Source organism: Duganella sp. 1411, from assembly GCF_017833525.1.
Classification (GTDB): Bacteria; Pseudomonadota; Gammaproteobacteria; order Burkholderiales; family Burkholderiaceae_D; genus Rugamonas.
The window spans coordinates 640998-665869 of record NZ_JAFICD010000003.1 but is presented as its reverse complement, the minus strand read 5'-3'; the positions used below and the strand labels follow the sequence as shown (position 1 = coordinate 665869).

Annotated in this window: 21 protein-coding genes; 4 read left to right on the top strand and 17 right to left on the bottom strand. The window is 65.6% G+C overall.

What is annotated here, in order from left to right; all coding sequences use genetic code 11:
• Window positions 1-44: 44 nt before the first annotated feature.
• The 10 genes from JOD97_RS20090 to JOD97_RS20045 all read right to left on the bottom strand — a co-directional run bounded on the left by JOD97_RS20090 (window position 45) and on the right by JOD97_RS20045 (window position 15514).
• On the bottom strand, window positions 45-2807 hold the full coding sequence (locus JOD97_RS20090; RefSeq protein ID WP_373999898.1) for an EAL domain-containing protein: 2763 nt from the start codon (window positions 2805-2807) through the stop codon (window positions 45-47).
• A 156-nt stretch (window positions 2808-2963) separates the two neighbouring features.
• On the bottom strand, window positions 2964-4400 hold the full coding sequence (locus JOD97_RS20085; RefSeq protein WP_209722149.1) for a hypothetical protein: 1437 nt from the start codon (window positions 4398-4400) through the stop codon (window positions 2964-2966).
• Window positions 4401-4632: 232 nt separating this feature from the next.
• Window positions 4633-6999 (bottom strand): YgiQ family radical SAM protein, encoded by a 2367-nt coding sequence (locus JOD97_RS20080; protein WP_373999905.1) that lies wholly within the window; start codon window positions 6997-6999, stop codon window positions 4633-4635.
• Window positions 7000-7240: 241 nt separating this feature from the next.
• Window positions 7241-7519 (bottom strand): DUF4404 family protein, encoded by a 279-nt coding sequence (locus JOD97_RS20075; RefSeq protein WP_209722144.1) that lies wholly within the window; start codon window positions 7517-7519, stop codon window positions 7241-7243.
• A gap of 18 nt (window positions 7520-7537) precedes the next feature.
• Window positions 7538-7747 carry a VF530 family DNA-binding protein gene (locus JOD97_RS20070; protein WP_209722142.1) on the bottom strand — a complete coding sequence of 70 codons (210 nt, stop codon included), beginning with the start codon at window positions 7745-7747 and terminating at the stop codon, window positions 7538-7540.
• A gap of 181 nt (window positions 7748-7928) precedes the next feature.
• The gene (locus JOD97_RS20065) at window positions 7929-10070 is read right to left on the bottom strand and encodes a M3 family metallopeptidase (protein WP_209722140.1); all 2142 of its coding nucleotides are present in this window, start codon (window positions 10068-10070) and stop codon (window positions 7929-7931) included.
• A gap of 101 nt (window positions 10071-10171) precedes the next feature.
• Complete coding sequence (locus JOD97_RS20060) at window positions 10172-12301, bottom strand: M3 family metallopeptidase (protein WP_229264575.1); 2130 nt, start codon at window positions 12299-12301, stop codon at window positions 10172-10174.
• A gap of 246 nt (window positions 12302-12547) precedes the next feature.
• Window positions 12548-13612 carry a porin gene (locus JOD97_RS20055; RefSeq protein ID WP_209722138.1) on the bottom strand — a complete coding sequence of 355 codons (1065 nt, stop codon included), beginning with the start codon at window positions 13610-13612 and terminating at the stop codon, window positions 12548-12550.
• Between the two features lie 69 nt (window positions 13613-13681).
• A complete protein-coding gene (locus JOD97_RS20050; RefSeq protein ID WP_209722136.1) occupies window positions 13682-14995 on the bottom strand; it encodes an MFS transporter in 1314 nt (437 codons plus the stop codon).
• 33 nt (window positions 14996-15028) lie between these two features.
• The gene (locus tag JOD97_RS20045; protein WP_209722714.1) at window positions 15029-15514 is read right to left on the bottom strand and encodes a gluconokinase; all 486 of its coding nucleotides are present in this window, start codon (window positions 15512-15514) and stop codon (window positions 15029-15031) included.
• Between the two features lie 380 nt (window positions 15515-15894).
• Here JOD97_RS20045 and JOD97_RS20040 point away from each other — a divergent pair, with 380 nt between their 5' ends.
• Window positions 15895-16677 carry a hypothetical protein gene (locus JOD97_RS20040; RefSeq protein WP_209722134.1) on the top strand — a complete coding sequence of 261 codons (783 nt, stop codon included), beginning with the start codon at window positions 15895-15897 and terminating at the stop codon, window positions 16675-16677.
• Window positions 16678-16692: 15 nt separating this feature from the next.
• Here JOD97_RS20040 and JOD97_RS20035 read toward each other — a convergent pair whose 3' ends face one another.
• Complete coding sequence (locus tag JOD97_RS20035; protein ID WP_209722131.1) at window positions 16693-17268, bottom strand: TMEM175 family protein; 576 nt, start codon at window positions 17266-17268, stop codon at window positions 16693-16695.
• A gap of 234 nt (window positions 17269-17502) precedes the next feature.
• On the opposite strand from JOD97_RS20035, the gene JOD97_RS20030 reads away from it, so the two are divergent.
• Window positions 17503-17784: a hypothetical protein gene (locus JOD97_RS20030; RefSeq protein ID WP_209722129.1), complete on the top strand. Its 282-nt coding sequence runs from the start codon at window positions 17503-17505 to the stop codon at window positions 17782-17784.
• 12 nt (window positions 17785-17796) lie between these two features.
• Here JOD97_RS20030 and JOD97_RS20025 read toward each other — a convergent pair whose 3' ends face one another.
• The 3 genes from JOD97_RS20025 to JOD97_RS20015 form a co-directional block, all read right to left on the bottom strand.
• Window positions 17797-18243 carry an SRPBCC family protein gene (locus JOD97_RS20025; protein WP_209722127.1) on the bottom strand — a complete coding sequence of 149 codons (447 nt, stop codon included), beginning with the start codon at window positions 18241-18243 and terminating at the stop codon, window positions 17797-17799.
• A gap of 94 nt (window positions 18244-18337) precedes the next feature.
• The gene (locus tag JOD97_RS20020) at window positions 18338-19408 is read right to left on the bottom strand and encodes an SMP-30/gluconolactonase/LRE family protein (protein ID WP_209722125.1); all 1071 of its coding nucleotides are present in this window, start codon (window positions 19406-19408) and stop codon (window positions 18338-18340) included.
• Between the two features lie 86 nt (window positions 19409-19494).
• Entirely contained in the window at window positions 19495-20643 is a 1149-nt protein-coding gene (locus JOD97_RS20015; protein WP_229264574.1) for a GGDEF domain-containing protein, read from the bottom strand.
• Window positions 20644-20823: 180 nt separating this feature from the next.
• Here JOD97_RS20015 and JOD97_RS20010 point away from each other — a divergent pair, with 180 nt between their 5' ends.
• Entirely contained in the window at window positions 20824-21291 is a 468-nt protein-coding gene (locus JOD97_RS20010; protein WP_209722123.1) for a heme-degrading domain-containing protein, read from the top strand.
• A 71-nt stretch (window positions 21292-21362) separates the two neighbouring features.
• Here JOD97_RS20010 and JOD97_RS20005 read toward each other — a convergent pair whose 3' ends face one another.
• The 3 genes from JOD97_RS20005 to JOD97_RS19995 form a co-directional block, all read right to left on the bottom strand.
• Window positions 21363-21575 (bottom strand): SlyX family protein, encoded by a 213-nt coding sequence (locus JOD97_RS20005; protein ID WP_209722121.1) that lies wholly within the window; start codon window positions 21573-21575, stop codon window positions 21363-21365.
• 45 nt (window positions 21576-21620) lie between these two features.
• Complete coding sequence (locus JOD97_RS20000; protein WP_229264572.1) at window positions 21621-22076, bottom strand: cache domain-containing protein; 456 nt, start codon at window positions 22074-22076, stop codon at window positions 21621-21623.
• Between the two features lie 93 nt (window positions 22077-22169).
• Window positions 22170-24242, bottom strand: coding sequence for a UvrD-helicase domain-containing protein (locus tag JOD97_RS19995; RefSeq protein ID WP_209722119.1), 2073 nt, complete (start codon window positions 24240-24242; stop codon window positions 22170-22172).
• 142 nt (window positions 24243-24384) lie between these two features.
• On the opposite strand from JOD97_RS19995, the gene JOD97_RS19990 reads away from it, so the two are divergent.
• Window positions 24385-24867, top strand: a complete 483-nt coding sequence (locus JOD97_RS19990; protein WP_209722116.1) for an AtaL-like protein — start codon at window positions 24385-24387, stop codon at window positions 24865-24867.
• Window positions 24868-24872 lie beyond the last annotated feature (5 nt).

Here is a 24872-nt window from a genome sequence, read left to right as displayed (position 1 = left end):
CGGGGCGGGCGGCATCCGGTAGCGATACACGATGCAAGACACGATCAGTCCGCCTGCCGGCGCAGCAGCTGGTCGAACTCCTCGGCCGGCATCGGCTTGGCGAACAGGTAGCCCTGGCCGTAATCGCAACCGGCGGCCGCCAGCAGGTCGCGCTGCTCGGGCGTCTCCACCCCCTCGGCGATCACCTTCAGGCCCAGCTTGTGGGCCATGACGATGATCGCGCCCGACAGCGCCATGTCGCTCGACTCGGGCGCCAGGTTGCGCGTGAACGAGCGGTCGATCTTCAGGTAGTCGATGTCGAATTTCTTCAGGTACGACAGCGACGAGTAGCCGGTGCCGAAGTCGTCCAGCGCCACCTGGATGCCGGCGTCGCGCAGCTGCAGCAGCTTGTTGCTGACGGCCGTGTTGGCGTCGAGCAGCAAGCCCTCGGTGATCTCCACCACCACCGACTGCCCCGGCAGCCCGAGCGCGCGCAGGTGCGCCAGCCAGGCCTCGTAGCTGCCGTCCTCGCGCTGGAACTCCAGCGGCGACTGGTTGATGCTGACCTGGAAGTCGGCCTGGTGCTCGCGCCGCCAGCGCCGCACCCACTGCGCCGATTCGCGGAACACCCATTCGCCGATGTCGCAGATCAGTCCGCTCGCCTCGGCCAGCGGGATGAACTCGAGCGGGCTGACGACGCCGCGCTGCGGATGGTTCCAGCGGATCAGCGCCTCGGCCTTGTGCACGCGCCCGCTCTCGAGGTGCACGATCGGCTGGAAGTACAGCGCGAACTGGCCGCCGGCGAGCGCGCCGCGCAAGTCGTTGGTCAGGCGCATGCGGTTGAGCGCGGCCACCTGCAGCGCCGGCGTGAAGAAGCTGTAGCGGTTGCGCCCGGCCCCCTTGGCCGCGTACATCGCCTGGTCGGCGTGCTTGAGCAGGTCGTCGATGTCGCGCGCGTCGTCCGGATACAGGGTGATGCCGATGCTGGCCGACACGAACGCCTGCTCCTGCCCCAGCGCGAACGGCGCGCGCAGGCTGTCGAGGATCTGCTGGGCGATCAGCTCGACCCGCTCGGTCTGGCCCAGGGTCGACAGGATCACGGTGAATTCGTCGCCGCCCAGGCGCGCCACCGTGTCCGACTTGCGCACGCAGGCGCTGATGCGGCGCGCCGCGTCCACCAGCAGGATGTCGCCCTGGTGGTGGCCGAGCGTGTCGTTGACCTCCTTGAAGTGGTCGAGGTCGATGAACAGCACGGCCAGGCTGGAGCGCTCGCGCTGGCTCTTGACGATGTCGTGCGCCAGGCGGTCGTGGAACATGCGGCGGTTGGGCAGTTGCGTCAGCGCGTCGAAGTTGGCCTGCTGCCAGATCAGGGTCTCGCTGTGCTTCTTGGCCGTGACGTCCTCGATCATGCACAGGTGGTGCGGATGGCCGGCCGCCTCGGTGTCGAGCACGGTGATCGACATGTCGACCCAGGCCGTGTCGCCGTTGGGCCGGAACATGCGGCTGGTGGCCTTGAAGCCGCTCTGCCGCTGCGCCGCCAGCAGCGCCATCTGCGCCTTGATCTGGGCGGCGTCGTCCGGGTGGGCGATGTCGAGCCAGCGGCCGGCGCGCAGCTCCTGCTGCGAGCGGCCGACGATGTCGAGGTAGCGCAGGTTCAGGTCGCGGTACTCGTAGCTGACCGAGTCGACCAGCGCGATGCCCAGCGGCGAGGCCTCGAACATCGTGCGGAAGCGCTGCTCGCCCTTGCGGATGGCGTCGAGCGCGCGCTTGCGCTCGCGCGCCAGCAGGCTGAAATGGACCGCCGCCGCCAGCACCAGCGCCACCGCGACCGCGCCCAGCACCCGGTACAGCCACACCAGGCTGCCGCGCTTGTCGTCGCCGTCGTACAGGAAGCCGTCGAAGCTGACCGCCTTGGGCAGCATGCCCAGGCCGGCGTAGACGTCGGCGATGTGGCGCCAGCGCTCCGGGTTCATGTAGCCGATCTCGACGAGCACCGGCTGCACCAGCCCGACCATCTGGCGCGCCTCGTACAGCAGGTGGGCGCGGTCGTTGCGGCGCGAATACTTGTTCAGGATCAGGTCGGCGGTCTCCTCCTGGTGGCTCATCGCCCATTGCCAGCCGCGCATGCTGGCGGCGCGGAAGGCGCGCACCCGCGCCGGATGGCTGGCGATCTCGCGCTCGCTGGTGAACAGGTTGTCGCCGTAGAAGTCGATGCCGACCGCGCGCGGGCTGTAGAGGTCGTAGGGGAAGCCGAGCCGGTCGAACATGTCCGGCTCGTTGGTGGTGTAGACCGCCATGGCGTCGACCTTGCCGTCGATCAGGTCGTGCGGATCGAAACTGGGCGCGACGCGCTGGATGCTGCCGATCGGCACCCCCTCCTTGGCCAGGTAGGCCAGCAGTTCGTCGGTGTTGCCGGCCTCGTCGCTGAGCGAGCCGATCATGGCCCGCTTGCCGATCAGGCGGCGGATGTCGGGCTCGCCGCCGGACTGGCGCATCGCCAGCCCGAACGGCGAGTGCTGGAAGATCACGCCCAGCACCACCACCGGCTTGCCGGCCAGGCGCGCCAGCAGCAGGCTGCTGCCGGCCACGCCATACTCCGCCGTGCCGGACAGCACGTCCCGCTCGGCCTGGTTGCCGTCGACGCCCTCGAGGATGCGCACGTCGAGCCCGGCCTCGCGGTAATAGCCCTGTTCGAGCGCGGCGTAGTAGCCGGCGAACTGGAACTGGTGCAGATGCTTGAGGCGTAAGGTGACTTTGTCCTGCGCGCCGGCCGGCGCGGCCAGCAACAGCACGAGGAGGGAGAGGATGGCGCGTAGGCGGGATGGCACTAGGGGGTCCTGAAGCGAAAGAGCTAGGCAAATTGTAGCCGCTGCGCACGGCTTTCCGGTGCTTTATGACATCGCGGCGGCACAAAAAGCAACGGACGGCCGGGCCCGCGCCCGCCGTCCGCCATCACGCCGCCGGCGGCGTGGTCGTTATCCGCCTCAGTTCGGCACGTTGACCGGCACCGCCACGTACGGCGGGTTCTGGCCGTTGCCGACCTGGCCTTCCAGGTCGCGGCCCCAGCCCCACAGCGTGTCGTCCGATTTCAGGCCGAAGCTGTGCGCCATGCCGGCGGCCACGGATTTCCAGTTGCTGCCGGTGCCGACCTGCTGCGGAACGCCGGCGTCGGTGCCGCCCGTGCCCAGCTGGCCCTCGGTATTGGCGCCCCAGCTCCACAAGGTGCCGTCGTTGCGCAGGCCGAGGGTGTGCTGGGCGCCGGCCGCCACCTGCGACCAGTTGCTGTCGGTGCCGATCAGCGCCGGCGCCAGCAGATCGGTGGTGGTGTTGTTGCCCAACTGGCGGTGGCTGTTCTGGCCCCACGCGTACAAGGTGCCGGAGGTGGTGATCGCCACCGAGTGGAAGGCGCCGGCGGACACCGAGGTGTACTTCTGCGTGCCGATCTTGACCGGCGCCGGCACGTCGGTGCGGCTGGCGTTGCCGACCTGGCCGTACAGATTGCCGCCCCAGCCGTACATGTCGTTGGTGTCCTTCTGGATCGCCAGCGAATGGCTGTCGCCGGCCGCGATCGCCGACCAGAACAGCGCGCCGATCTTGGTCGGCGCCGCGCGGTTGCCGGTCAGCGTGGCGTCGCCCAGCTGCCCCTTGTCGTTGCGGCCCCACGCGTACAGGTTGCCGTTGGTCTTCAGCGCCAGCGCGTGCGCCTTGCCGGCCGCGACCACGCTCCAGTCCTTGGCCGTGCCGATCTGGGTCGGCACCGTCCGGTTGACCTGGGTACCGTCGCCGAGCTGGCCGTCCTGGTTGTAGCCCCATGCCCACAAGGTGCCGTCGGTGCGCACCGCCACGGCGAACTGGTCGCCTACGGCCACCTGTTTCCAGCTGCCGCCGCTGCCGGCCACCAGCACCGGCGCGTTGCGGTCGACGGTGCTGCTGTCGCCCAGCTGGCCCTTGATGTTCGAGCCCCAGCTGTACAGATTGCCGTCGGCCTTGCGCGCCACGGTCTGGTAACCGCCGGTGGACACGTTCATCCATGACGCCGTCACGGTGATGGCCAGCGAGCCGACCACCTTGTCGACGGTGGCCGTGACCGTCTCGGTGCCGACGCCCTTGGCCGTCACCGCGCCGTTGGTGGCGATTTGCAGCACGTTGGAGGAGACCGGCCCCCACACCAGGCCGCCCGCGGCGGTCAGCGCCTTCTTGCTGCCGTCGGAATAACTGCCGGTGGCGATCAGCGTTTTCGACGGCGCGCCGATGGCGATGGTGGTGGCGTTGTCCGGCGTGGTGACGGTGATGCTGCTCAGGGTCGCCGTGGACGGGGTGGACGGCGTGGCGGCCTTGTCGTCGCCGCCACCGCCGCCGCAAGCGGCCAGCACGGCGAACAGGGGCGCCAGCACCAGCGACGCGAATTTAAATTTTTTCATGATGTTCCAGTTTCACAGTGAAAGTCTGCGCTGCGGGACCGTCGGAGATGGCGGCCAGCTTCGACCAGTGTAATCGCCGGCGCGCGTCCCGCATCGCCCGAGCAGGCCCGAATTATCCGTGTAATTTGACCGATACCACTATTTAACAACATTTCCCTGTGGCATGTGCGAAAAAAAAGCGGATACCTCCGATGTATCCGCTTTTTGTCGACGTTGCGACGGCCGGTGTGGTCTATTTGCGTCCGCGCGGGGCGGCGGCGGGCGCGCGCGCCGGCTTGCCTCCCTTGGCCGGGGCGGCCGCCGGCTTCTTGACCTTGATGGTGTCGAGAATCGAGGCGCGCACCTTGGTCTCGAGCGACTGGCGCGCCGTCAGCGAACCGGTCAGCGCGTTGGCGCGCTGGCCCGGCTGCGGCGGCGCCGACGCGACGATGCCGGACCGGGCGCCCGGGGCGCGCTTGCCCTTGGCGGGCGCGCCCGAGCCCGGAAGAGGCAACGCCGAGGCCGGGCCGCGGCGGCCGTCGGTGCTCGGGTTGCTGGTGGCCTCGCCGGCGGACCAGCTCGGGATCAGGTGCTTGTCGCCGTTGCCGATCAGGTCGCCGCGGCCCATGGCCACCAGCGCCTCGCGCAGGATCGGCCAGTTCTCCGGGTCCTGGTAGCGCAGGAAGGCCTTGTGCGTGCGGCGGATCTTGCCGCTGCGGGCCGTCTCGACGGTTTCGGAATCGGCGGTCACCTTGCGCAACGGATTCTTGCGCGTGTGGTACATCGTGGTGGCCATCGCCATCGGCGTCGGCATGAAGGTCTGCACCTGGTCGAGCTTGAAGTTGTTCTTCTTCAGCCACAGCGCCAGGTTCAGCATGTCGAGGTCGGTCGTGCCGGGGTGGGCGGCGATGAAGTAGGGGATCAGGTACTGCTTCTTGCCGGCCTCCAGCGAGAAGCGGTCGAACATCTCCTTGAACTCGTCGTAGGCGCCGATGCCCGGCTTCATCATCTTCGACAGCGTGTTCTCTTCGGTGTGCTCGGGCGCGATCTTCAGCAGGCCGCCGACGTGGTGGGTGACCAGCTCCTTGACGTACTCGGGCGAGCGCACGGCGATGTCGTAGCGCAGGCCCGACGAGATCAGGATCTTCTTGACGCCGGGGATCGCCCGCGCCTTGCGGTACAGCGAGATCAGCTTGCTGTGGTCGGTGCCGAGGTTGACGCAGATCGACGGGTACACGCACGACAGGCGGCGGCAGGTTTCCTCGATCTTCGGGTCCTTGCAGGCCAGCCGGTACATATTGGCGGTCGGGCCGCCGAGGTCGGAGATGGTGCCGGTGAAGCCCTTGGTCTTGTCGCGGATGTGTTCGATCTCGCGCAGGATCGACGGCTCCGAGCGGCTCTGGATGATGCGGCCCTCGTGCTCGGTGATCGAGCAGAACGTGCAGCCGCCGAAGCAGCCGCGCATGATGTTGACCGAGAAACGTATCATTTCCCACGCCGGGATGCGCGCCTTGCCGTACGACGGATGCGGCGCGCGCGCGTAGTTCATGTCGTAGACGCCGTCCATCTCGTCCATGCGCAGCGGCAGCGGCGGCGGATTGATCCACACGTCGCGCTCGCCGTGCGCCTGCACCATGGCGCGCGCGTTGCCGGGGTTCGATTCCAGGTGGAACACGCGCGAGGCGTGCGCGTACATCACCGGATCGGCGCTGACGGTCTCGTACGACGGCAGCCGCACCACGGTCTTGTGGTGCTTTTCCTTTTCCATCGCCACCCGTTCCTCGCGGCTCATGATGCGGATGGTCTTGACCACTTCCACCGGTGCCGGCTTGGGTTCGACCATGGCCTCGTTGACCTCGGCCTCGGCGCCAGCCTCGGTCTTGGCTTGAGCGCCGCCGTTCTCGGTGGCGCACGACGAGGTGTTCTGCTGCACCATCATGTACGGGTCGACGTGCGGATCGACCTTGCCCGGCGTGTCCATGCGGGTGCTGTTGTTGACGCCCCATTCCTCGCTCGGCAGCCAGCCGGCCGGCACCATGAAGGCGGTGCCGCGCAGGTCGCGGATGGTCTTGATGTCCTCGCCGGCGGCCATGCGGTGGGTCAGGTCGACCAGCGCGCGCTCGGCGTTGCCGAAGATCAGCAGATCGGCCTTGGAATCGGTCAGCACCGAGCGCCGCACCTTGTCGGACCAGTAATCGTAATGGGCGATGCGGCGCAGCGACGCCTCGATCGAGCCGATCACCACCGGCGTGCCGGGGAAGGCTTCGCGCGCGCGCTGGGCGTAGACGGTGACGGCGCGGTCGGGCCGCTTGTTGGGCTCGCCGTTGGCGGTGTAGGCGTCGTCGGAGCGGATCTTGCGGTCGGCCGTGTAGCGGTTGACCATCGAATCCATGTTGCCGGCGGTGATGCCGTAGTACAGGCGCGGCTTGCCGAGCGCGCGGAAGGCGTCGGCCGAGGTCCAGTCGGGCTGGCTGATGATGCCGACGCGGAAGCCTTGCGCCTCCAGCAGGCGGCCCACCAGCGCCATGCCGAAGCTTGGATGGTCGATGTAGGCGTCGCCGGTGACCAGCACCACGTCGCACTCGTCCCAGCCGAGCGCGTCCATCTCGGCGCGGGACATCGGCAGGAAAGGCGCGGCGGCAGCGCGGGCAGACCGCTTGGGGACGGTCGCGAATAAATTGGTAGGGGAGATCATATCGGACAGCATTGTACCGGAAATGCCATCCCTCCGCTCACGGGGAGCGGAAAATTCTTTTAGTATTCAATCACTTGTGACGGAAGCACCACCCCGCACGGCGGCGAAGAGGGGTCGCATCCCGTACGGGGTACGACCCATCGTCTCGGGGTTGGGTGCAGCTCAATCACACGCCGATATTGGACAGCATGCGGCCCAGTTCGCGCAGCGCCGGCTCCAGTTTCGGATGTTCGGCGGCGAATTTGGCCGAGATTTCCTGCGAGCGCTCGGCCAGGCCGTAGGTGGTGGTGCCGCCGTCGGGCTGCTCCTCTTTGCCGCGCTCGAGCAGCGCCTGGATGTCGCCATCCAGTTGTTGTAGCAATTCCTGCAACTCGGCGTCGACCGGGCCGGCGTTGGCCAGGTTGGCCTGCAGGGTTTTGAGCGATGTTTTCAGATTACTGTCCATGATGCTATCCCTCGTTGTTCAATCGGCAAATTTGGTGGCCACGTACAACTCTTCGACCTTGGTCCTTGCCCACGGCGTCTTGCGCAAAAACTTCAGGCTGGATTTGACGCTTGGATCGCTGATGAAGCAATTGATATCGATCCGCTGGGCCAGCTGTTCCCAGCCGTAATGCTTGTGCAGACGGGTGACGATGGCTTCCAAGGTGACGCCGTGCAGTTCGTTGCTCATGTGTTGTATCTTACTCAAAAAATGAAAGGGCCGAAGCCGATTCTACACAAATCGGCTTCGGCCTCGGTGTTCCGGGTGGACAAAGCAAACCCGCAAGCATTGAGCGACAGGCATGCGTTACCGCCTAGGGGTCGGACCCCGTTGGGTCCGACCCCGCATGGGGGTGCGGGTTTGCCGACAATTACTTCTCGGTCAGGCCGCGGCGCTCCAGCAGCGGTTCGATCCTGGCGTCGCGGCCGCGGAAGGCGCGGAACATGTCCATCGCGTCCATCGTGCCGCCCTTCGACAGCAGCATCTTGCGGAAGTAATCGCCGTTCTTGCGCTGCATGCCGCCGTTTTCGTTGAACCATTCGACGGTGTCGGCGTCCAGCTTTTCCGACCACAGGTAGCCGTAGTAGCCGGCCGAGTAGCCGCCGGCGAACACGTGCGAGAAGTACGTGCTGCGGTAGCGCGGCGGCACCGGCGCGTAGTTGACCCCGGCCGCCTTCAGCGACGCCGCCTCGAAGCCCAGCACGTCCGTCGGAATCTGCGTCGCGCCCAGCTGGTGCCATTTCTGGTCCAGGATCGACGCCGCCAGGTACTCGGTGGTGCGGAAGCCTTCGTTGAATTTCTTCGAGGCGATCACCTTGTCGAGCAACTCCTGCGGCATGGCGGCGCCAGTCTGGTAGTGCTTGGCGTAGTTGGCCAGCACTTCCGGCTGGGTCGACCACATCTCGTTGACCTGCGACGGGAACTCGACGAAGTCGCGCGGCACGCGGGTGCCGGCGAAGCGCGGGTATTTAACGTTCGAGAACATGCCGTGCAGCGCGTGGCCGAACTCGTGGAACATGGTGCGCAGTTCGTCGTAGGTCAGCAGGGTCGGCTCGCCGTCGTTCGGCTTGGGAATGTTGAGGTGGTTGGCCACCACCGGCTGGGTGCCCATCAGCGACGATTGCGACACGTAGGCATTCATCCAGGCGCCGCCGCGCTTGTTGCTGCGCGCGTAGAAGTCGGCGATGAAGATGGCCAGCTGCTTGCCGTCGGCGTCGAACACGTCAAACACGCGCACGTCCGGGTGGTACACCGGCAGGTCCTTGCGCTCCTTGAACGACAGGCCGTAGACCTTGTTGGCGGCGAAGAACACGCCGTTGGTCAGCACGCTGTTCAACTCAAAATAGGGCTTGAGCTGGTTCTGGTCGAAGGCGAAGCGCTCGGCGCGCACCTTGTCGCTGTAGAACGACCAGTCGTGCGCGGCCAACTGGAAACTATTACCATTCGCGCCGTTTTCCTTGTCGATCACCTGCTGGATTTCGGCGCCTTCTTTTTTGGCGTTGGCGACCGCCGGGCGGGCGAATTCGGACAGCATCTTGTTGACCGCTTCCGGATCGTGCGCGGTCTGGTCTTCGAGCGCGTAGGCGGCGAAGCTCGGGTAGCCCAACAGCGCGGCCTTGTCGGCGCGCAGCTTGGCCAGTTGCAGCACCACTTGCGTGTTGTCGAACTTGCCGCCGTGGCTGCCGCGCGTCAGCGACGCCGCCATCAGGCGCTCGCGCGTGGCGCGGTTGGTCAGCACGGCCAGGTTGGCCTGGCCGGTGGTGTTGACCACCGGGATGGCGAACTTGCCCTCCAGGCCGCGCGTCTTGGCGACGGCGGCGGCGGCGTCGATCGCCTTGTCGCTCATGCCGGCCAGCTCTTCGCGGGTGTCGACGATCAGCGCCGAGGCGTTGGCTTCTTCCAGCACGTTCTGCGCGAAGGTGGTCTGCAGCTTGGCCAGCTCGGCGTTCATCGCCTTGAGCTTTTCCTTGTCGGCGGCCGACAGCTTGGCGCCGGCGCGCACGAAGTCGGTGTTGTAGCGCTCCAGCAGGTATTTGGACTCGGCGTCCAGGTGCAGCTTGTCGCGCTTGTCGTACAGCGACTTGATGCGCGCGTACAGCTTGCCGTTGAGGCGGATCGCGTCGCTGTGGGCCGCCAGTTTCGGCGACAGCTCGCGTTCCAGGGCCTTGAAGGTGTCGTTGGTGTTGGCGCCGGACAGGTTGCCGAACACGCTGGACACGCGCGACAGCAGCTGGCCCGATTTTTCCATCGCGACGATGGTGTTGTCGAAGGTGGCCGGCTTTTTGTTGTTGGCGATGGCGTCGACTTCGGCCGCCTGCTGGCGCATGCCTTCGGCGAACGCCGGCGCGTAGTCGTCGTTCTGGATCTTGTCGAACTGCGGGTAGCCGTATTGCAGCGGGCTGGCCTTGGCGAACGGGTTGGTGGCCGCCAGCAGCGAGGCCGGCTGGGCCGCGTGCGCGGTGGCGCAAATGGCGGCCACGCCGGCGGCGATGATCAGGTTGGTGCGATTCATGCTTTTCCTCGTTTTTACATTCTTTTTAACCCCGCACAACGGTCCGTCGCGGGGTCGCACCCCACGGGGTACGCCCCCTCTCGTGGGGTGCGGGTTGGACGTTACTTGCCGGTCAGGCCGCGGCGCTCCAGCAACGGCTCGATGACCGGATCGCGGCCACGGAAGTTGTGGAACAGATTCATCGCATCATCGGTGCCGCCGCGCGACAGCAGCTTGGCGCGGAACCAGTCGCCATTCTCGCGCTTCAAACCGCCCTTTTCCTTGAACCATTCGACGGTGTCGGCATCGAGCTTCTCCGACCACAGGTAGGCGTAGTAGCCGGCCGAGTATCCGCCCGAGAAACTATGCGAGAAGTACGTGGTGCGGTAGCGCGGCGGCACCGGCGCGAAGTCGACGCCCATGTCCTTGAGCGACTGCGCCTCGAAGGCCAGCACGTCGGTCGGGATTTGCGCCGGCGTCAGCTGGTGCCAGCGCTGGTCCAGCAGCGACGCGGCCAGGTATTCGGTGGTCATGAAGCCCTGGTTGAATTTCTTCGACGCGATCACCTTGTCCAGCAGTTCCTTCGGCATCGGCGCGCCGGTCTTGTAGTGCTTGGCGTAGTTGGCCAGCACTTCCGGCCACACGGCCCACATCTCGTTGACCTGCGACGGATATTCGACGAAGTCGCGCGGCACGCTGGTGCCGGAGAAGCGCGGATACTTCACGTTGGAGAACATGCCGTGCAACGCGTGGCCGAACTCGTGGAACGCGGTCTTGACCTCGTCGTAGGTCAGCAAGGTCGGCTCGCCGGCCGGCGGCTTGGGAATGTTGAGGTGGTTGGCCACCACCGATTTCGTGCCCAGCAAGGTCGATTGCGAGATGTATTCGTTCATCCACGCGCCGCCCTGCTTGTTGCTGCGGGCGTACATGTCGGCGATGAAGATGGCCAGTTGCTTGCCGTCGGCGTCGAACACGTCGAACACGCGCACGTCCGGGTTATACACCGGCAAGTCCTTGCGCTCCTTGAAGGTGATGCCGTACAGCTTGGTCGCGGCGTAGAAGACGCCGTTGATCAGCACGTTGTCCAGTTCGAAATACGGCTTGAGCTGGTTCTCGTCGAAGGCGAAGCGCTGCGCGCGCACCTTGTCGGTGTAGTAGGCCCAGTCGCCCGCCTCGATCTTGAAGCCGCCCTTGTCGGCGTCGACCACCGCTTGCAGATCGGCCGCCTCCTTCCTGGCGTTGTTGACGGCCGGCTTGGCCAGTTCGCCCAGCAGCTTGTTGACGGCGCCGGTGTCGTGCGCGGTCTGGTCTTCCAGCGAATAGGCGGCGTAGTTTTCGTAGCCCAGCAAGGTGGCCTTCTCGGCGCGCGCCTTGGCGATCTTCAGCACCACCTGGCGGTTGTCGAACTCGCCGCCGTTGGCGCCGCGCGCCAGCGAGACGGCCATCAGCCGGCTGCGCACCGCGCGGTTCTTGAGCACGGCCAGCGGCGGCTGGCCGCTGGTGTTGACCAGCGCGACGAGGAACTTGCCGTCCTTGCCCTTGGCCTTGGCGGCGGCCGCGGCGGCGTCGATCTCGGCGTCGCTCATGCCGGCCAGCTCCTCGCGGGTGTCGACCACCAGCGCCGAGGCGTTGGTTTCCTTCAGCACGTTCTGCGTGAAGGTGGTCTGCAAGGTGGCGATGACGCCGTTAATCGCCTTCAATTTTTCCTTGTCGGCGGCCGACAGCTTGGCGCCGGCGCGGACGAAATCGGTATGGTAGCGTTCCAGCAGATGCTTGGATTCGGCGTCCAGCTTCAGGCTGTCGCGCTTGTCGTACAGCGCCTTGACGCGCGCGTACAGCTTCGGATTCAGATAGATGGCGTCGCCGTGGGCCGCCAGCTTGGGCGACATTTCGCTGTCGATGGCATCGAGCTTGTCGTTGGTGTTGGCGCCCTGCAGGTTGCCGAAGGTGGTTTGCACGCGCGTCAGCAGCGCGCCGGATTTTTCCATCGCCACGATGGTGTTATCGAACGTGGCCGGCTTCTTGTTGTTGGCGATGACGTCGATTTCCTTCAGTTGCTGGCGCATGCCCTCGGCGTAGGCCGGCAGGAAATGCTCGTCCTTGATCTTGTCGAACGCCGGATAGTGGAACGGCAGCGTGCTGGCGGTGGCCAGCGGGTTGCCGGCCAGCGCGGCGGCCGGAGCGGCCAGAACTGTCTGGGAAAAGGCCAAACCGAGGGCGGCGGCAACAACAAGCATCTGAGGACGGGACATGATCTGCATCTTTCAATAAACGCCAGGAAAAATGCCGGCGCGGCGAAGCGCGGCACGCAAGCGCACGATCATATCAGGGTGACATGGCGGCAGTCACTGGCAAAAAATGCTGCACTGCACTTAAGTGGAAATCAGCTTTCATTACCGAAGAATACCTTGCGAAGGCGGCGTTTGCATCGTGAATTCACGTTTTGATGCAATTGCGGCCGTACAAACGCCTGCCATCGTTTGGTTGCCTCGGCGGCGTCAGAAGCGGTGGCGCAAGCCGACGGTGAACTGGCGATCGCCGATGCCCGGCTCCTCGCTGTTGCCCTCGGTGTAGCCGGCGCCGTTGTGGTTGCGTATCAACGCGTACGACGTGTAGATGTCGGTGCGCTTGGAGAAAGCGACCATGTACGCGAGCGCGTATTGCCGCGCGTCCTGGTTCAGCGCCGTGCGGTCGTTCTTGCGGATATAGGTCGCGACCACCGTGCTGACGCCGAACGGTGCCGACACGCCCAGCAGCAAGTCGGTGCTGTCGGCGGAGGCGGTCGGCGCGGGACCGGCGAAATTGACGGCGCCGCTGTTGAGCGGCGCGCTGTTCAAGCCCTGGTCGATGCCATAGCCAAAATACAGCTTGGCCGGGCCGAAATCGTAGTTCGCCCCCAGCAGCGTGTTGCGCGCCGAAGCGGTGTTTTTCACCGTCGCCGTGTCGTTGTTCTTGTTGTGGTAGGCCAGCCGGACGTTGACCGCGCCCTTGCTGTAGCCGACCGAGCCGCCCAACTGCCGGGCCGCGCCCTGGTCGCCCGCCACCTCGCCGGCGACATACATGGCGTCGGCGCTGAAGCCGTCGATGGTCGGCGTGCGGTACAAGACCGAATTGCCGGCGCGGAAGCCCGTCGATGACATCAGGTTGTTGGAGCGCGCGATGCCGTTGCGCAGCGGATCGACGATGGTGTTGAGGGTCGTGAACAGCGGCGTGTCCTGCAAACCGATGGAGACGGCGCCATAACGCGTGCCCAGGCCGACGATGCTGGTGCGGCCGAACAGCGTGCCGTTCTGGGTGGGGACGCCGGTGTCGGCGTGGATGCCGCCTTCGACGACGAAAAACGCCGACATGCCGCCGCCCAGCTCCTCCCTGCCCTTGAAGCCCCAGCGGCTTTGGGTGGCCATGCCGCTGGTGGCGCGGGTCGAGTTGCCGGCGATGCCGCCGCGGTCATGGGAAATGCCCATGTCCATCACGCCGTAGAACGTCACGTTACTTTGCGCAAATACCAAACCGTTGCAAGTGGCCAGGGCGAGCGCGCCCAATATGCGGATGCATTTTTTCATTGTAGGTCTCCAGATGGGAAAGGGCGCCGCCCGGCCGTGGTGTGCCGACGCCCGCGAGGATGGGTTCGACTAAGCCGGCTTGACGGCGGCGCGTGGTGCCGGGTCGGCGATCGGTTCGATCTTGCCGAGCACAAAGACGAACGAGACGATGCCCACCAGCAGGATCACACCGGCCACCGCGAAGGCGTTGGTGAAGGAATTGGTGGCGCCGACGATCATGCCGGTCACGATGGGCGCGGCCGCGCCCATCAGGTTGTTGGCGAAGTTCATGATGCCGCCGATGGTGCCGGCGCCGCCCTTGGGGGCGATCAGCGACGGCAGCGACCAGCCGACCGGCGCCGCCGACGCCAGGCCGCCGAGCGCGATCGAAATCCAGAAGATGGCCCACGCCGGATCGGTGGTCTGCGTGGCGCCGAACACTGCCAGCCCCAGCACCATGCCGCACACCAGCACGCCTTTGCGCACCGTCGATTCATCCTTGCCGCGCGAGATCAGGTGATCGATCAGCCAGCCGCCGACGAACAGGTCGGCCGCCGTCGCCACCGCCCACGGGATGGCGGCGAAACCGGCCGACTTCAGTATGCTCATGTGCATGGTTTGCACCAGGTAGCCGGGCAACCAGGTCAGGAACAGATAGAACGTGTAGCCATAGGCGGCGAAGCCGATGGTCAGGCCCCAGACCTTCGATTTGCTCAACAAATACCCCAGCATGTTGAGCGCGCCGCCATCGGCCGGCCCTTCCGGCGCGGCGCCGCCGTCCTGGATGTAGCGCAGCTCCTCTTTGCTCAGCTTGGGGTGCGCGCTGGGATCGCGGTACAGCACATAAAACGCGATGAAGTAGCTAAAGCTCAGCGCGGCGGTCAGGCCGAAGCCCCAGCGCCAGCCGAAGGTGACGATGGTCAGCGCCAGCAGCGGCACGCCGATGACGTTGGAGAACTTGGCGGCGGCATCGAAGATCGCCGTGGCCATGCCGCGTTCGTTGCGCGGGAACCAGTAGCCGGTGGCCTTGGCGCTGACCGGGAAGGCCGGCGCCTCGGCCACGCCGAGGATCAGACGGGCGACGAAAATGCCGGCGAAGCCGCTGGAGAAGGCGGTGATGGTGGCGGCCAGCCCCCACAGGAAGGCGCCCCAGCGGCCGACCGTGGTCGGGCCGAAGCGGTCGATCACCATGCCGACCGGAATTTGCATCAGCGAATAGGACCAGGCGAAGGCGCTGAACAGCAGGCCCAGCTGCACCGGCGTCAGATGGAACAGCTCCTGGATCTGCGGCGCGGCGACGGACAGGCCGATGCGGTCGATATAGTTGATCAGCACGCCCATGCCGAGCAAAGCGCCTATGCCCCAGCGCCGCCGTGGCACTTTGGTGGTGGTGATTGTTTTCATGTGGTCTCCGTGTCTGTGAGGGGAAGCTGGACGCTATTGCTGCGTTTTCAGGTGTTGCAAGATGAGGCTGACGAGCTGGTCGGGTGACAGCGTCAGGTCCAGGCGCAGGCCGTCTTCGTCGGCCTGCAACGGTTCGAGATCGCGCAACTGGCTGTCGAGCAGGGAGGTTGGCATGTAGTGGCCGCTGCGGGCCCGCATGCGGCCCTCGATGACGGCGCGCTCGCCGTCCAGGTGGGCGAAGCGCAATTGCGGGTCGGCCTGGCGCAGCAGGTCGCGGTAGCGGCGCTTGAGGGAGGAGCAGGACAACACCAGGCCCTCGCCGCGCCGTGCCGCCGCCAGGATTTTCCCTTGCAGCGTCAACAGCCAACCGGCGCGGTCGTCGTCGTCCAGCGGCATGCCGGCCGACATCTTGGCGACGTTCGCCTGCGGGTGGAAGGTGTCGCCCTCCAGGAAAGGCACGCCGAGCGCCGCCGCCAGACGGGCGCCGATTTCGCTCTTACCGCAACCGCTGACGCCCATGACGACCCAGCGATCGCCTGCGTTTGTATCCATGTCGACTCCATATTCGCTGCGCTTTGTTAGCGCTATCAGAAGCTGAAGTGTAGCCGCAAACGAGATTTTGTAAAGATTATTTCATGCTGCGCCGCACAATAATGCCCGTCTGAAGCTGATGCCAGCCGCTCCGCATTGGCTGTCTGCCGATTTTTAGGCGCCCGCCCCACGCCCGAGCCAAAGCTTACTCAGCGTAACAAAAAATAGCGATTTAAAAATTATTGGCGAAAAATGGTAGCGATAACATATACCGCTGTTAAAACAAAAGACCGCGCACGATAAACGGAAGGCGCTGATTATTGTTGCTTATGAATTAAGATAACGGTACTCAATTCCGGAAGAATTCCATGCCACGTACCTTGCTCGTTGCCGCTCTGCTCGCGGGCTGCGCCGCCGGCGCCGCAAACGCCGTCGTCTCCCCGGCCGCCTTCAACAAGGTGGCGCCGCCGCCGGGCCTGTACCGGATCGACAGCGACGGCACCCTGCGCATGCCCGACGCCGACGCCACCATCCGGCAAAAACAGGACGGCGCCAGCGGCGACGTCAGCGTCAGCGCCACGCAAAAGGGACAAGGCTACCAGCGCGACTTCAAGGGCGCCGGCGCGCAGACCTACTGCCTGCCGCCGCGCAGCGGCAAGGCGGCCATCCTGCCGCCCGAAATGGGGGCGGCGGCCTGCAAGAACATCGCGGAAAGCATCACCGACACCACCCTCGTCACCGAATCGCAGTGTTCGATCGGCAAGGTCAAGGTCACCATCCGCAAGCTCGGCAACGACACCTGGGAAGTTCTGCACGAGGGCGACATGAAAGCGTCGCCGGGCGGGGCGGACATGAACGCCATGCGGCCGATGCTGGAGAACGCGGCCAGGAACGCGCCCACGGCCGAGCAGCGGGCACAGGCCAAACAGCTGCTGGCCGATCTGCCGAGGCAGCAAGCGGCGATGCAGGCGGCGCTGGCCGAGACCAAGGCGGCGTTGATCAAGGAGCAGGCCAGCGCCACGTCGGCGGCGGAGAAGGCGGAGATCGGCAAGCAGTTGCAGGCGATGGAACAAGGCGGCCCGCGCATGCGGACCAGCAGCCGCACGCTGTGGACGCGCATCGGCGACAGCTGCGCCGCGCCGGCGCGTTAGTGGGGCGCTGGCGAACTAGGACCGCATCGCTGCCTCGATGCGGCGGTCGGGCAGGAACCACAAGATCGCCACCAGCACGAGCAGCGTGAACGAGACCCACACCGCCACGAACGCCAGCGGAACCGCGAGGAGATACAGCACCATCGACGCGATGCCCTTGCGGTCCTTGCCGACCGCCTTGGCCAGGATGCGGTCCTTGGGATTGCGCGCGATCAGCGTGTGTTCGAGGATGTAGTAGGCCACCGACGACATGAACAGCATGGCGCCATACAGCGCAACGGGCAATGGCGCGAAGTGGTTTTCGCCCATCCAGCCGGTCGCGAACGGCACCAGCGACAGCCAGAACATCAGATGCAGGTTGGCCCACAGCACGGCGCCGTCGACCACGGTGGAGGCGTGCAGCATGTGGTGGTGGTTGTTCCAATAAATGCCGACATAGATAAAACTCAGCACGTAGCTGAGGAATACCGGCACCAGCGGCTGCAACGCCGCCCAATCGGCCCCATGCGGCACCTTCAGTTCCAGCACCATGATGGTGATGATGATCGCGATGACGCCATCGCTGAATGCCTCCAACCTGCCTTTGCCCATCTGCTTCCCCTGTTTTTTTGTTATCCGATTTTACAGGATGGAGGATGCTCTGGCGGCGTCACACCCTCCCCCATTTGGCTACTGGCGAATCTCCGGCTAGACCAGTTGCGCCGCCGAAAAGTTCAACCGCGCGGCCGCCGGGTCGGCCGTAGCGTTCAGCGCTGCATCAATCGTGCGCTCTATGCCGCGCATACATGACGGCGTAAAGTGGTCACTACTGCGAAGGAGCCTATCGTGAACAGCAATCATCAGTCCCAGCAGGGCCAGCATGACATCGCCGAGCGAGTCGCCCATCTGGAAACGGCGATCGACTACCAGGGACAGGCCTTGTCGGGGCTGCGCGAGGAAATGCGTGCCGGCTTCGTCCGTACGGACGCGGAGTTCGTTCGTGTGCACGAGCAATTACTGAGGATACGCACCACGGACTTCCGCATCCTGTTGAGCGTCTGCCTGACCACCGCCCTTGGCACGGCTGGATTGATCATCAAGGTTTTTGGTCTGCTCCCATCGCCTTAAACCTCGATCCGACTACTGGCGAATCTCCGGTTCGACCAGCTGCGCCAGCAGCACCAGCGACTCTTGCCAGCCCAGATAGCACGCCTCCGTCGGGATCACGGCCGGGATGCCTTCCTGCACCACCTTCAGCTCCACGCCGCAGAACACCTCCCGCAGCGTGACGGTCGTTTGCATCTGGCCCGGCAGGTTGGGATCGTCGAACGTGGCCGTGTAGCGCAGGCGCTCGTTCGGCACCAGCTCGAGATATTCGCCGCCGAACGAATGGCTGTCGCCGGTGGTGAAGTTGGTGAACGACATCCGGTAGGCACCGCCCACCTTGGCATCCATCTGATGGACCTTCCCAATGAAGCCAAACGGCGGCAGCCATTTGGCCATGGCGTCGGCGTTCAGGAATGCGCGGTACACCCGGTCCGGGGTGGACTTGAGGACGCGTTGCAGTTGCACGGTATTGGTGGTCATGATCGATTCTCCTGAAGAAGTAGAGGACGGCCCTCAGATCATACGACGAAGCACGGGCGGCCGATTCGACAGCCGCCCGCATTTTTTTTCACACCTATTTCGCCAGCCATCCAAGGCTGTCGCCGGTGGCGCTGTGGATATAAAGCCGGTCGGCGGTTTCCGTCACGCCGGTGGTCAACGGCGAGGCGCCGCTCGGATCCTGCAAGTCATCGACCACCTTGCCGTCTTCGGTCAGCGCGATCACATGCCCGTACGGCTTGGGCACGGACCACAGGAAACGCGGAATCCGCAGCGCCAATTCGCGCAGGCGCGGCCGGCCGGCCATCGCGTCGAGGTCGTTGCGTTGCCCGGCAAGACCGAGCCAGATCCGGCCGCCTAGCCCCCGTGTCAGGTTGTCGGGGTAGCCGGGCAAATTATCGGCCAGTATGCGCGCTTGCGGCGACGGCCGGGCGAGGTCGAGCCGCTCGGCGCCCAATTCGATTTTCCACACACGGTATTTGCCGCTCTCGGCGACGAACAGGTGTCGCTGGTCGGCGCTGGGAACCAGGCCGTTGGCGAAGCTCAGGCCGCTGGCGACGACCCGCGTCGACGCGCTCGCCGGATCGTATTCGAGCACCCGTCCGGTGGACGACTGCTCCATGACGTCGAGCATGGCCGCCTCGACCGTTCCGCCCTGCCGCCCAGCGCTGAAGCGCTGGGACGCGTCGCTGAAATAAAACTTGCCGTTGCCCGCGACGGCGACCGCGTCGGCGAAGCCGATGGCTGTTCCGTCCACGGCGTCGGTCAGCAAGGTCACCTTGCCATCCGGCGCGACCGACAGCAAACCCTTGACGGCATCGGCGACGATCAGGTTGCCCCCCGCGTCGAAATCGAGGCCCAGCGGCCGGCCGCCGGTCGCGGCGAACACGGTCTGGCCGCCGCCGTCCTGGCGCATGCGCAGAATGTGGCCGCTGGCGACGCCGGTATACAGCATGCCGTCCGCGCCAACGACCACGTGTTCGGGCCCCTGCTCGGCGCCGAGGGATATCTTGTGCTGGCCCGCCAGCCTGTGGTTGACCGCGTGCGCACCCTGGTAGCCCGGCGCGGCCGGGGCGTTCCAGCTGACCGCGTGGATCGGCACGGGCCAAAACGCCAGATAGGCGGCGACGACCAGCAGGCTTAACATGGTGATCCGGATTTTTGCGCGCACATGGGGTCCAAGAGGTCGAAATAACGGCGATTAAACCACGCTGGACGCTGGCAAGACCAGCTTTAGCCGCTCAGGGTGCAGCCGCGGCCGCGCGCCTTGGCCAGGTACAGCGCGGTGTCGGCGCGGCGCAGCATCGCTTCGATGGTGTCCGCGTCCGACAGCCGCATGGCGATGCCGGCGCTGTACGACAACTCGAAATCGAGCCCCGGGGCGACATGCTCGGCCAGCCAGCCGCGCAGGCGCCGGTCGTAGGCCTGGACGGCGGCCAAGTCGGCGCTGTTCAACAGCACGCAGAATTCCTCGCCGCCGTAGCGGCAGAAGACGTCGCCAGCGCGGCTGACCGCCCGCAACGCCGCCGCGAACCGTTGCAGCGCCAGGTCGCCGGCGGCGTGGCCGCGCGTGTCGTTGAGCTGCTTGAAGTGGTCGAGGTCGAGCATGAGCACGCCCATCGGCCGCCGCTGGCGCACGCCCATCGCCAGGTCGATGCCGGCCTGCGCAAGCCAGGCGCGGCGGTTGAGCGCGGCGGTCAGGCCGTCGACCGTGGCCAGCCGCTGCAGTTCGCGCGCGGCCTCGTCGCGGTGGGCCAGCAGGATCGCCGCCAGCGACAGCACCACGGTGACGTTGGCCACCAGCGCGAACACCAGGTTGACCACGTGCGGGGCGAAGAAATGGGGAAAGTCGGCCGTGTAGAAGGCGCCCAGCACGCCGCGCCAGGCCGTCACCACCATCTGCGCCAGCAGCGAGATCACCAGCAACCAGCGCCAGCGGCCGACCGGCACCCGTGGCCGGCGGCACAACGCGGCCACCAGCAGCGCCATCTGCACCGTCAGCAGGCCGTTGGCCCAGCCGACCCGGAACGCGTAACTCGAAAAGCCGGCGCCGTAGCCGAGCGTGAGCAGCACCGCGATGACGGCCGGCGCGCGCGCGGTGGCCCGGCGCCCGCACCACAGGTCGAAGGCGACCGCGTTGAACGCCATGCCGCCGGCGATGCAGCCCATCGACAAGGTCGACAGCACGCGGTCGGCCCAGCCGCCCGGCGCGCACACGCTCGACAGCAGCAACAGCACCCAGCCGGCCGTCTGCAGCACGATGCCGGCCTGCGCCCGCCGCGCCGCACGGTTGACCTGTCCCATGAAATACGGCAACGCGACCGCCATCGTCAACATGTTGAGCGTCATCGCGATGAGCAGGGTGGAGACGTCGATGTGCATGAAAACCAGGCGGAGAGCGTGGCTGGATGCGGCCCACGGGGTCGTAGTATAACGCACAAGCACCCATGCCATTAGACAACTTCGTGGTCGTTAAGGCAAGCGCGGGGCGGTCGCCGACAATCCGCGCCATGGCGGGCTCGGCTACACTGCGGGCTACGCCCACACATGAAAGGATTATCGATGGAAAACTTCGCGGACTTGCTCGAGACGCTGACGCGGCAGGAGAAGGAACTGCAATTCACCGCGTTCGGCGGCGACACCGCGCTGGCGTTGGGCCTGAAGGTGGTCGAACTGGCCAAGGACAGGCAGAAGAGCGTCACCGTCAACGTCACCGTCAACGGCCAGGTGCTGTTCCACCACGCGATGCAGGGCGCGTCGGCCGACCAGGCCGACTGGATACGGCGCAAGAACAATGTGGTGAACCGTTTCGGCCGCTGCTCGTTCTTCATCGGCATCGACCACAAGCACCGCGGCGTGGCCTTCGACGAGATCAAGTATCTCGACCCGGCCGATTACGCGGCCCACGGCGGCGCCTTCCCGATCACGATCAAAAACGTCGGCATGATCGGCACGGTGACGGTGTCGGGCCTGCGCCAGGCGGAGGACCACGCGATCGCCGTCGAGGCCCTGCGCGCGGTGCTGGCCTAAACCCGCAACCCGCGATGCCCGGGGTCGTACCCATGCGGGGTACGACCCCTTGGGGTGCGGGTTTTCTTGGATCAGTAATGCGGCGGCGGCTCGTGCGCGGGCGCGCCGCCGCTGTTGCCATGGGCCTGGTCGCGCACGTGCTGGACCAGCGCCGCGCACATCTGCTCGAGCTTGTCGATCTGCTGCTGTTGCTCGTAGACGCGCTGGTTCAGCGACTCGACGATGTGTTCCTGGTGCGCCAGTTTGATTTCAATATCGATGAAGCGGTCTTCGGTGGTGCCCACGGCATACTCCCTGCTGGAAAGCATGCATTCTAACCGCCCCGGCGCTTATTTCAGGTAGACGCCGCCGCACACCACCATGTCCTCTTCCGGCACGCAGTACATGGTCTTCGGTTCGATCTTGCCGCTGGTCGGGTTGGTGAACTTGTAATCCTGCCAGAACGGCTTTTTCTTCTTGGCCAGCTCGATGCGCTCCTTGATGAAGAACTTGCCGTCGATGTCGCGGATCTCCATCAGGTTCTTGCCGATCATCTTGGGATTGGCGCCATGCGCGCGCACCGTGCCGTCGAGGCCGTAAATCACCACGTACAGGTCGCGGTCGGTGAACTGGCCGTCCTTCTTGTCCACTTCGGCGTAGGTTTTGTCGTTGCCGTTGGCCTTCCAGTATTTCAGGGCCTTGTGCACCATGGCCTCGGCTTCGGGCTTGGTGGCGAATTCGGCGGCGCGCGCGGCCGGCATCAACGCGCAGGACAGCAGGAGGACGGCAAGAAGTCGGGTACGCAAAATGTCACCTTTCAAGGTCGAAAACAGCGGGCCGAAAGCGGCTGTGCTTGATGCTATCACATTGCTCGCTGACAACGCGCGCTTATCGCGCCGCTACGGCTTCGCTTCCGGCTTGGGTGTGGCTAAAAGTTCCTTCATCCGTGCCAGCCGCTCCTTCGGCGTGATGATCTCGGATTCCACCGGCGCGGCGGTGCCGACGTCGAGCGCCATTTCCTTGATGAACCGCGACGGGTCGCAATGCACCTGCTCGCCGCCGCGCTTGCGCTTCTTGCACCAGGTGATCTGCAAGGTGCGCTGGGCGCGCGTGATGCCGACGTACATCAGGCGCCGCTCCTCCTGCACGCGGGCGGCGATGGTCTCGGCCGGCGCGTCCGGGTCGCCCTTGTGCGGCAGGATGCCCTCCTCGACGCCGACCAGGAACACGTGCGGATACTCCAGCCCCTTGGACGCGTGCAGGGTCGACATGCGCACCGCGTCCGGATCCTCGTCCTGGCCCTCGAGCATCGACATCAGCGCCACCATCTGCGTCAGCTCCAGCACGTTCTTCTCGTCGCCGTCGCGGTCCTTGCCGCCGCGGCCGCGCTCCTTGAGCCAGTTGACGAACTCCATCACGTTCTGCCACTTGCCCTGGGCCGCGCGCTCGTCGAACATGTCGTACAGATAGGACTCGTAGTTGATCGCCTCGAGCAGGTCGTCGAGCACCTGGGCGGCGTTGTCGCCGCTGCCGCTGGGTCCCGGACGGCTGGCGCGCGACTCCAGGTTGTTGATGAAGTTGCAGAAGTCGCGCAGCGGCCCCAACTGGCGATCGGTCAGCAGCGCCTCGATGCCGCCCTTGAACACCGCCTCGAACAGCGAGCATTGCCACTGGCCCGAGAAAGTGCCCAGGGTTTCCATGGTCGACTGGCCGACGCCGCGCCGCGGCGTGGTGACGGCGCGGATGAAGGCCGGATCGTCGTCGGTGTTGGCCAGCAGCCGCAGGTAGCTGATGATGTCCTTGATCTCGGCCTTGTCGAAGAAGCTCTGGCCGCCGGAGATCGTGTACGGGATGCGCTCCTTGCGCAGGCTCTGCTCGATGATGCGGGCCTGGTGGTTGCCGCGGTACAGGATGGCGTAGTCGGACCACTTGTTCTTGCGCTGGAAATGGTCGGCCGAGATCATGATGGCCACCTGCTCGGCCTCCTGGTCGTCGTTGGCCATGCCCAGCACGTTGATCGGCTCGCCCAGGCCGTGCTCGGACCACAGCGACTTCTCGAACAGCTTGGGATTGTTGCCGATCACCGCGTTGGCCGCCTGCAGGATGCGCGTGGTGGAGCGGTAGTTCTGCTCCAGCTTGATCACCTGCAGGTCGGGGAAGTCGGTCTGCAGCGTCTTGAGGTTTTCCACCGAGGCGCCGCGCCAGGCGTAGATCGCCTGGTCGTCGTCGCCGACGGCGGTAAACATCGGCTTCTTGCCCACGCCGGTGACCATCAGCTTGACCAGCTCGTACTGGCAGGTGTTGGTGTCCTGGTACTCGTCCATCAGCAGGTAGCGCAGGCGGCGCTGCCACTTGTCGCGCACCGGCTCGTTGCTGCGGAACAGCTCCACCGGCAGGCGGATCAGGTCGTCGAAGTCGACCGCCTGGTAGGCCGACAACGTCGCCACATAACTGGCGTAGATGCGCGCCGACTGCGCCTCGTCCTCGTCCTTGGCCTGCTGCAGCGCGATGGCCGGGTCGACCAGGCCGTTTTTCCACAGCGAAATGTCGGTCTGGATGCGGCGCACCACCTGCTTGTCGGTGGTGATGGCCAAATCCTGGATCAGCGAGCCGCAGTCGTCGCTGTCCATGATGGAGAAGCGGTCCTTGAGGCCGACGCCGTTGGCCTCCTGGCGCAGGATCTTGACGCCCAGCGAGTGGAAGGTCGACACCGTCAGCTGCTTGGCCTGCTTGGGCTGCTTGAGCAGCTTGGCGATGCGTTCCTGCATCTCCAGCGCCGCCTTGTTGGTGAAGGTCAGCGCGGCGATGGTGCGCGGGTCGTAGCCGCGGTCCTCGATCAGGTGGGCGATTTTCTGCGTGATCACGCGCGTCTTGCCCGAGCCGGCGCCGGCCAGCACCAGGCAGGGGCCGTCCAGATAGGTCACGGCCTCGCTTTGCGGGACGTTGAGGCCGAATTGTGGGGCTTTGGACATCGGGGGACGATCTGACGAGGAAATAGCCAGCCATTGTAGCAGTGCCGGGCGCGGCCGGCTGGCCGGCGCGGGGCCTTCATGACATTTGCGTTACCATGTTGACCTTGAGGCGCACGCGCGCCCGCTTTTACACGGTTGACCTATGAAATTCGAACATTTAATTGAGATTAACGACCCGCTGAACCCGTTGATCGACGCCTTGACCATCAAGCAACTTTGGACCGGCCTGGTGCTCAGCGCCGAATCGCCCAAGCTGTTCGTGCCGCATCTGGACGAATGCGTCATCGACGAGCGCACCGAGCACGGCTTCCGCCGCCGCCGCCGCTTCGGCGAGCTGGTGGTCGAGGACCACGTGGTGCTCGAACCGATGCGCCAGCTGCGCTACGAGGTCGCGCCGCAGCAGGACATCAGCCGCCAGAGCCTGACGGTGACCATCGAAACGCCGACCGCCGACACCTTGTACGTGCGCTTCCAGTACCAGGACGACCACGACGCCGCCACCGACGCGGCCAACGCCATGTACGACGAATTCCGCAAATCGGCCTACCAGGAGTCCGACATCGACATCATCCGCGTGCTGCGCGACCTGGCCGCGCAGGGCCGGCTCGACGCCATGCTCAATTAAAGCAA

Coding starts and splice junctions, on each gene's coding strand:
- JOD97_RS20080 (WP_373999905.1), bottom strand. CDS start 6,999: ATGTCCCGCGCCGAGATGGACGCGCTCGGCTGGGACGAGTGCGACGTG.
- JOD97_RS20045 (WP_209722714.1), bottom strand. CDS start 15,514: ATGGGCGTCAGCGGTTGCGGTAAGAGCGAAATCGGCGCCCGTCTGGCG.
- JOD97_RS20065 (WP_209722140.1), bottom strand. CDS start 10,070: ATGAATCGCACCAACCTGATCATCGCCGCCGGCGTGGCCGCCATTTGC.
- JOD97_RS19990 (WP_209722116.1), top strand. CDS start 24,385: ATGAAATTCGAACATTTAATTGAGATTAACGACCCGCTGAACCCGTTG.
- JOD97_RS20035 (WP_209722131.1), bottom strand. CDS start 17,268: ATGGGCAAAGGCAGGTTGGAGGCATTCAGCGATGGCGTCATCGCGATC.
- JOD97_RS20020 (WP_209722125.1), bottom strand. CDS start 19,408: ATGTTAAGCCTGCTGGTCGTCGCCGCCTATCTGGCGTTTTGGCCCGTG.
- JOD97_RS20025 (WP_209722127.1), bottom strand. CDS start 18,243: ATGACCACCAATACCGTGCAACTGCAACGCGTCCTCAAGTCCACCCCG.
- JOD97_RS20075 (WP_209722144.1), bottom strand. CDS start 7,519: ATGGACAGTAATCTGAAAACATCGCTCAAAACCCTGCAGGCCAACCTG.
- JOD97_RS20010 (WP_209722123.1), top strand. CDS start 20,824: ATGGAAAACTTCGCGGACTTGCTCGAGACGCTGACGCGGCAGGAGAAG.
- JOD97_RS20040 (WP_209722134.1), top strand. CDS start 15,895: ATGCCACGTACCTTGCTCGTTGCCGCTCTGCTCGCGGGCTGCGCCGCC.
- JOD97_RS20055 (WP_209722138.1), bottom strand. CDS start 13,612: ATGAAAAAATGCATCCGCATATTGGGCGCGCTCGCCCTGGCCACTTGC.
- JOD97_RS20060 (WP_229264575.1), bottom strand. CDS start 12,301: ATGTCCCGTCCTCAGATGCTTGTTGTTGCCGCCGCCCTCGGTTTGGCC.
- JOD97_RS20050 (WP_209722136.1), bottom strand. CDS start 14,995: ATGAAAACAATCACCACCACCAAAGTGCCACGGCGGCGCTGGGGCATA.
- JOD97_RS19995 (WP_209722119.1), bottom strand. CDS start 24,242: ATGTCCAAAGCCCCACAATTCGGCCTCAACGTCCCGCAAAGCGAGGCC.
- JOD97_RS20015 (WP_229264574.1), bottom strand. CDS start 20,643: ATGCACATCGACGTCTCCACCCTGCTCATCGCGATGACGCTCAACATG.
- JOD97_RS20070 (WP_209722142.1), bottom strand. CDS start 7,747: ATGAGCAACGAACTGCACGGCGTCACCTTGGAAGCCATCGTCACCCGT.
- JOD97_RS20085 (WP_209722149.1), bottom strand. CDS start 4,400: ATGAAAAAATTTAAATTCGCGTCGCTGGTGCTGGCGCCCCTGTTCGCC.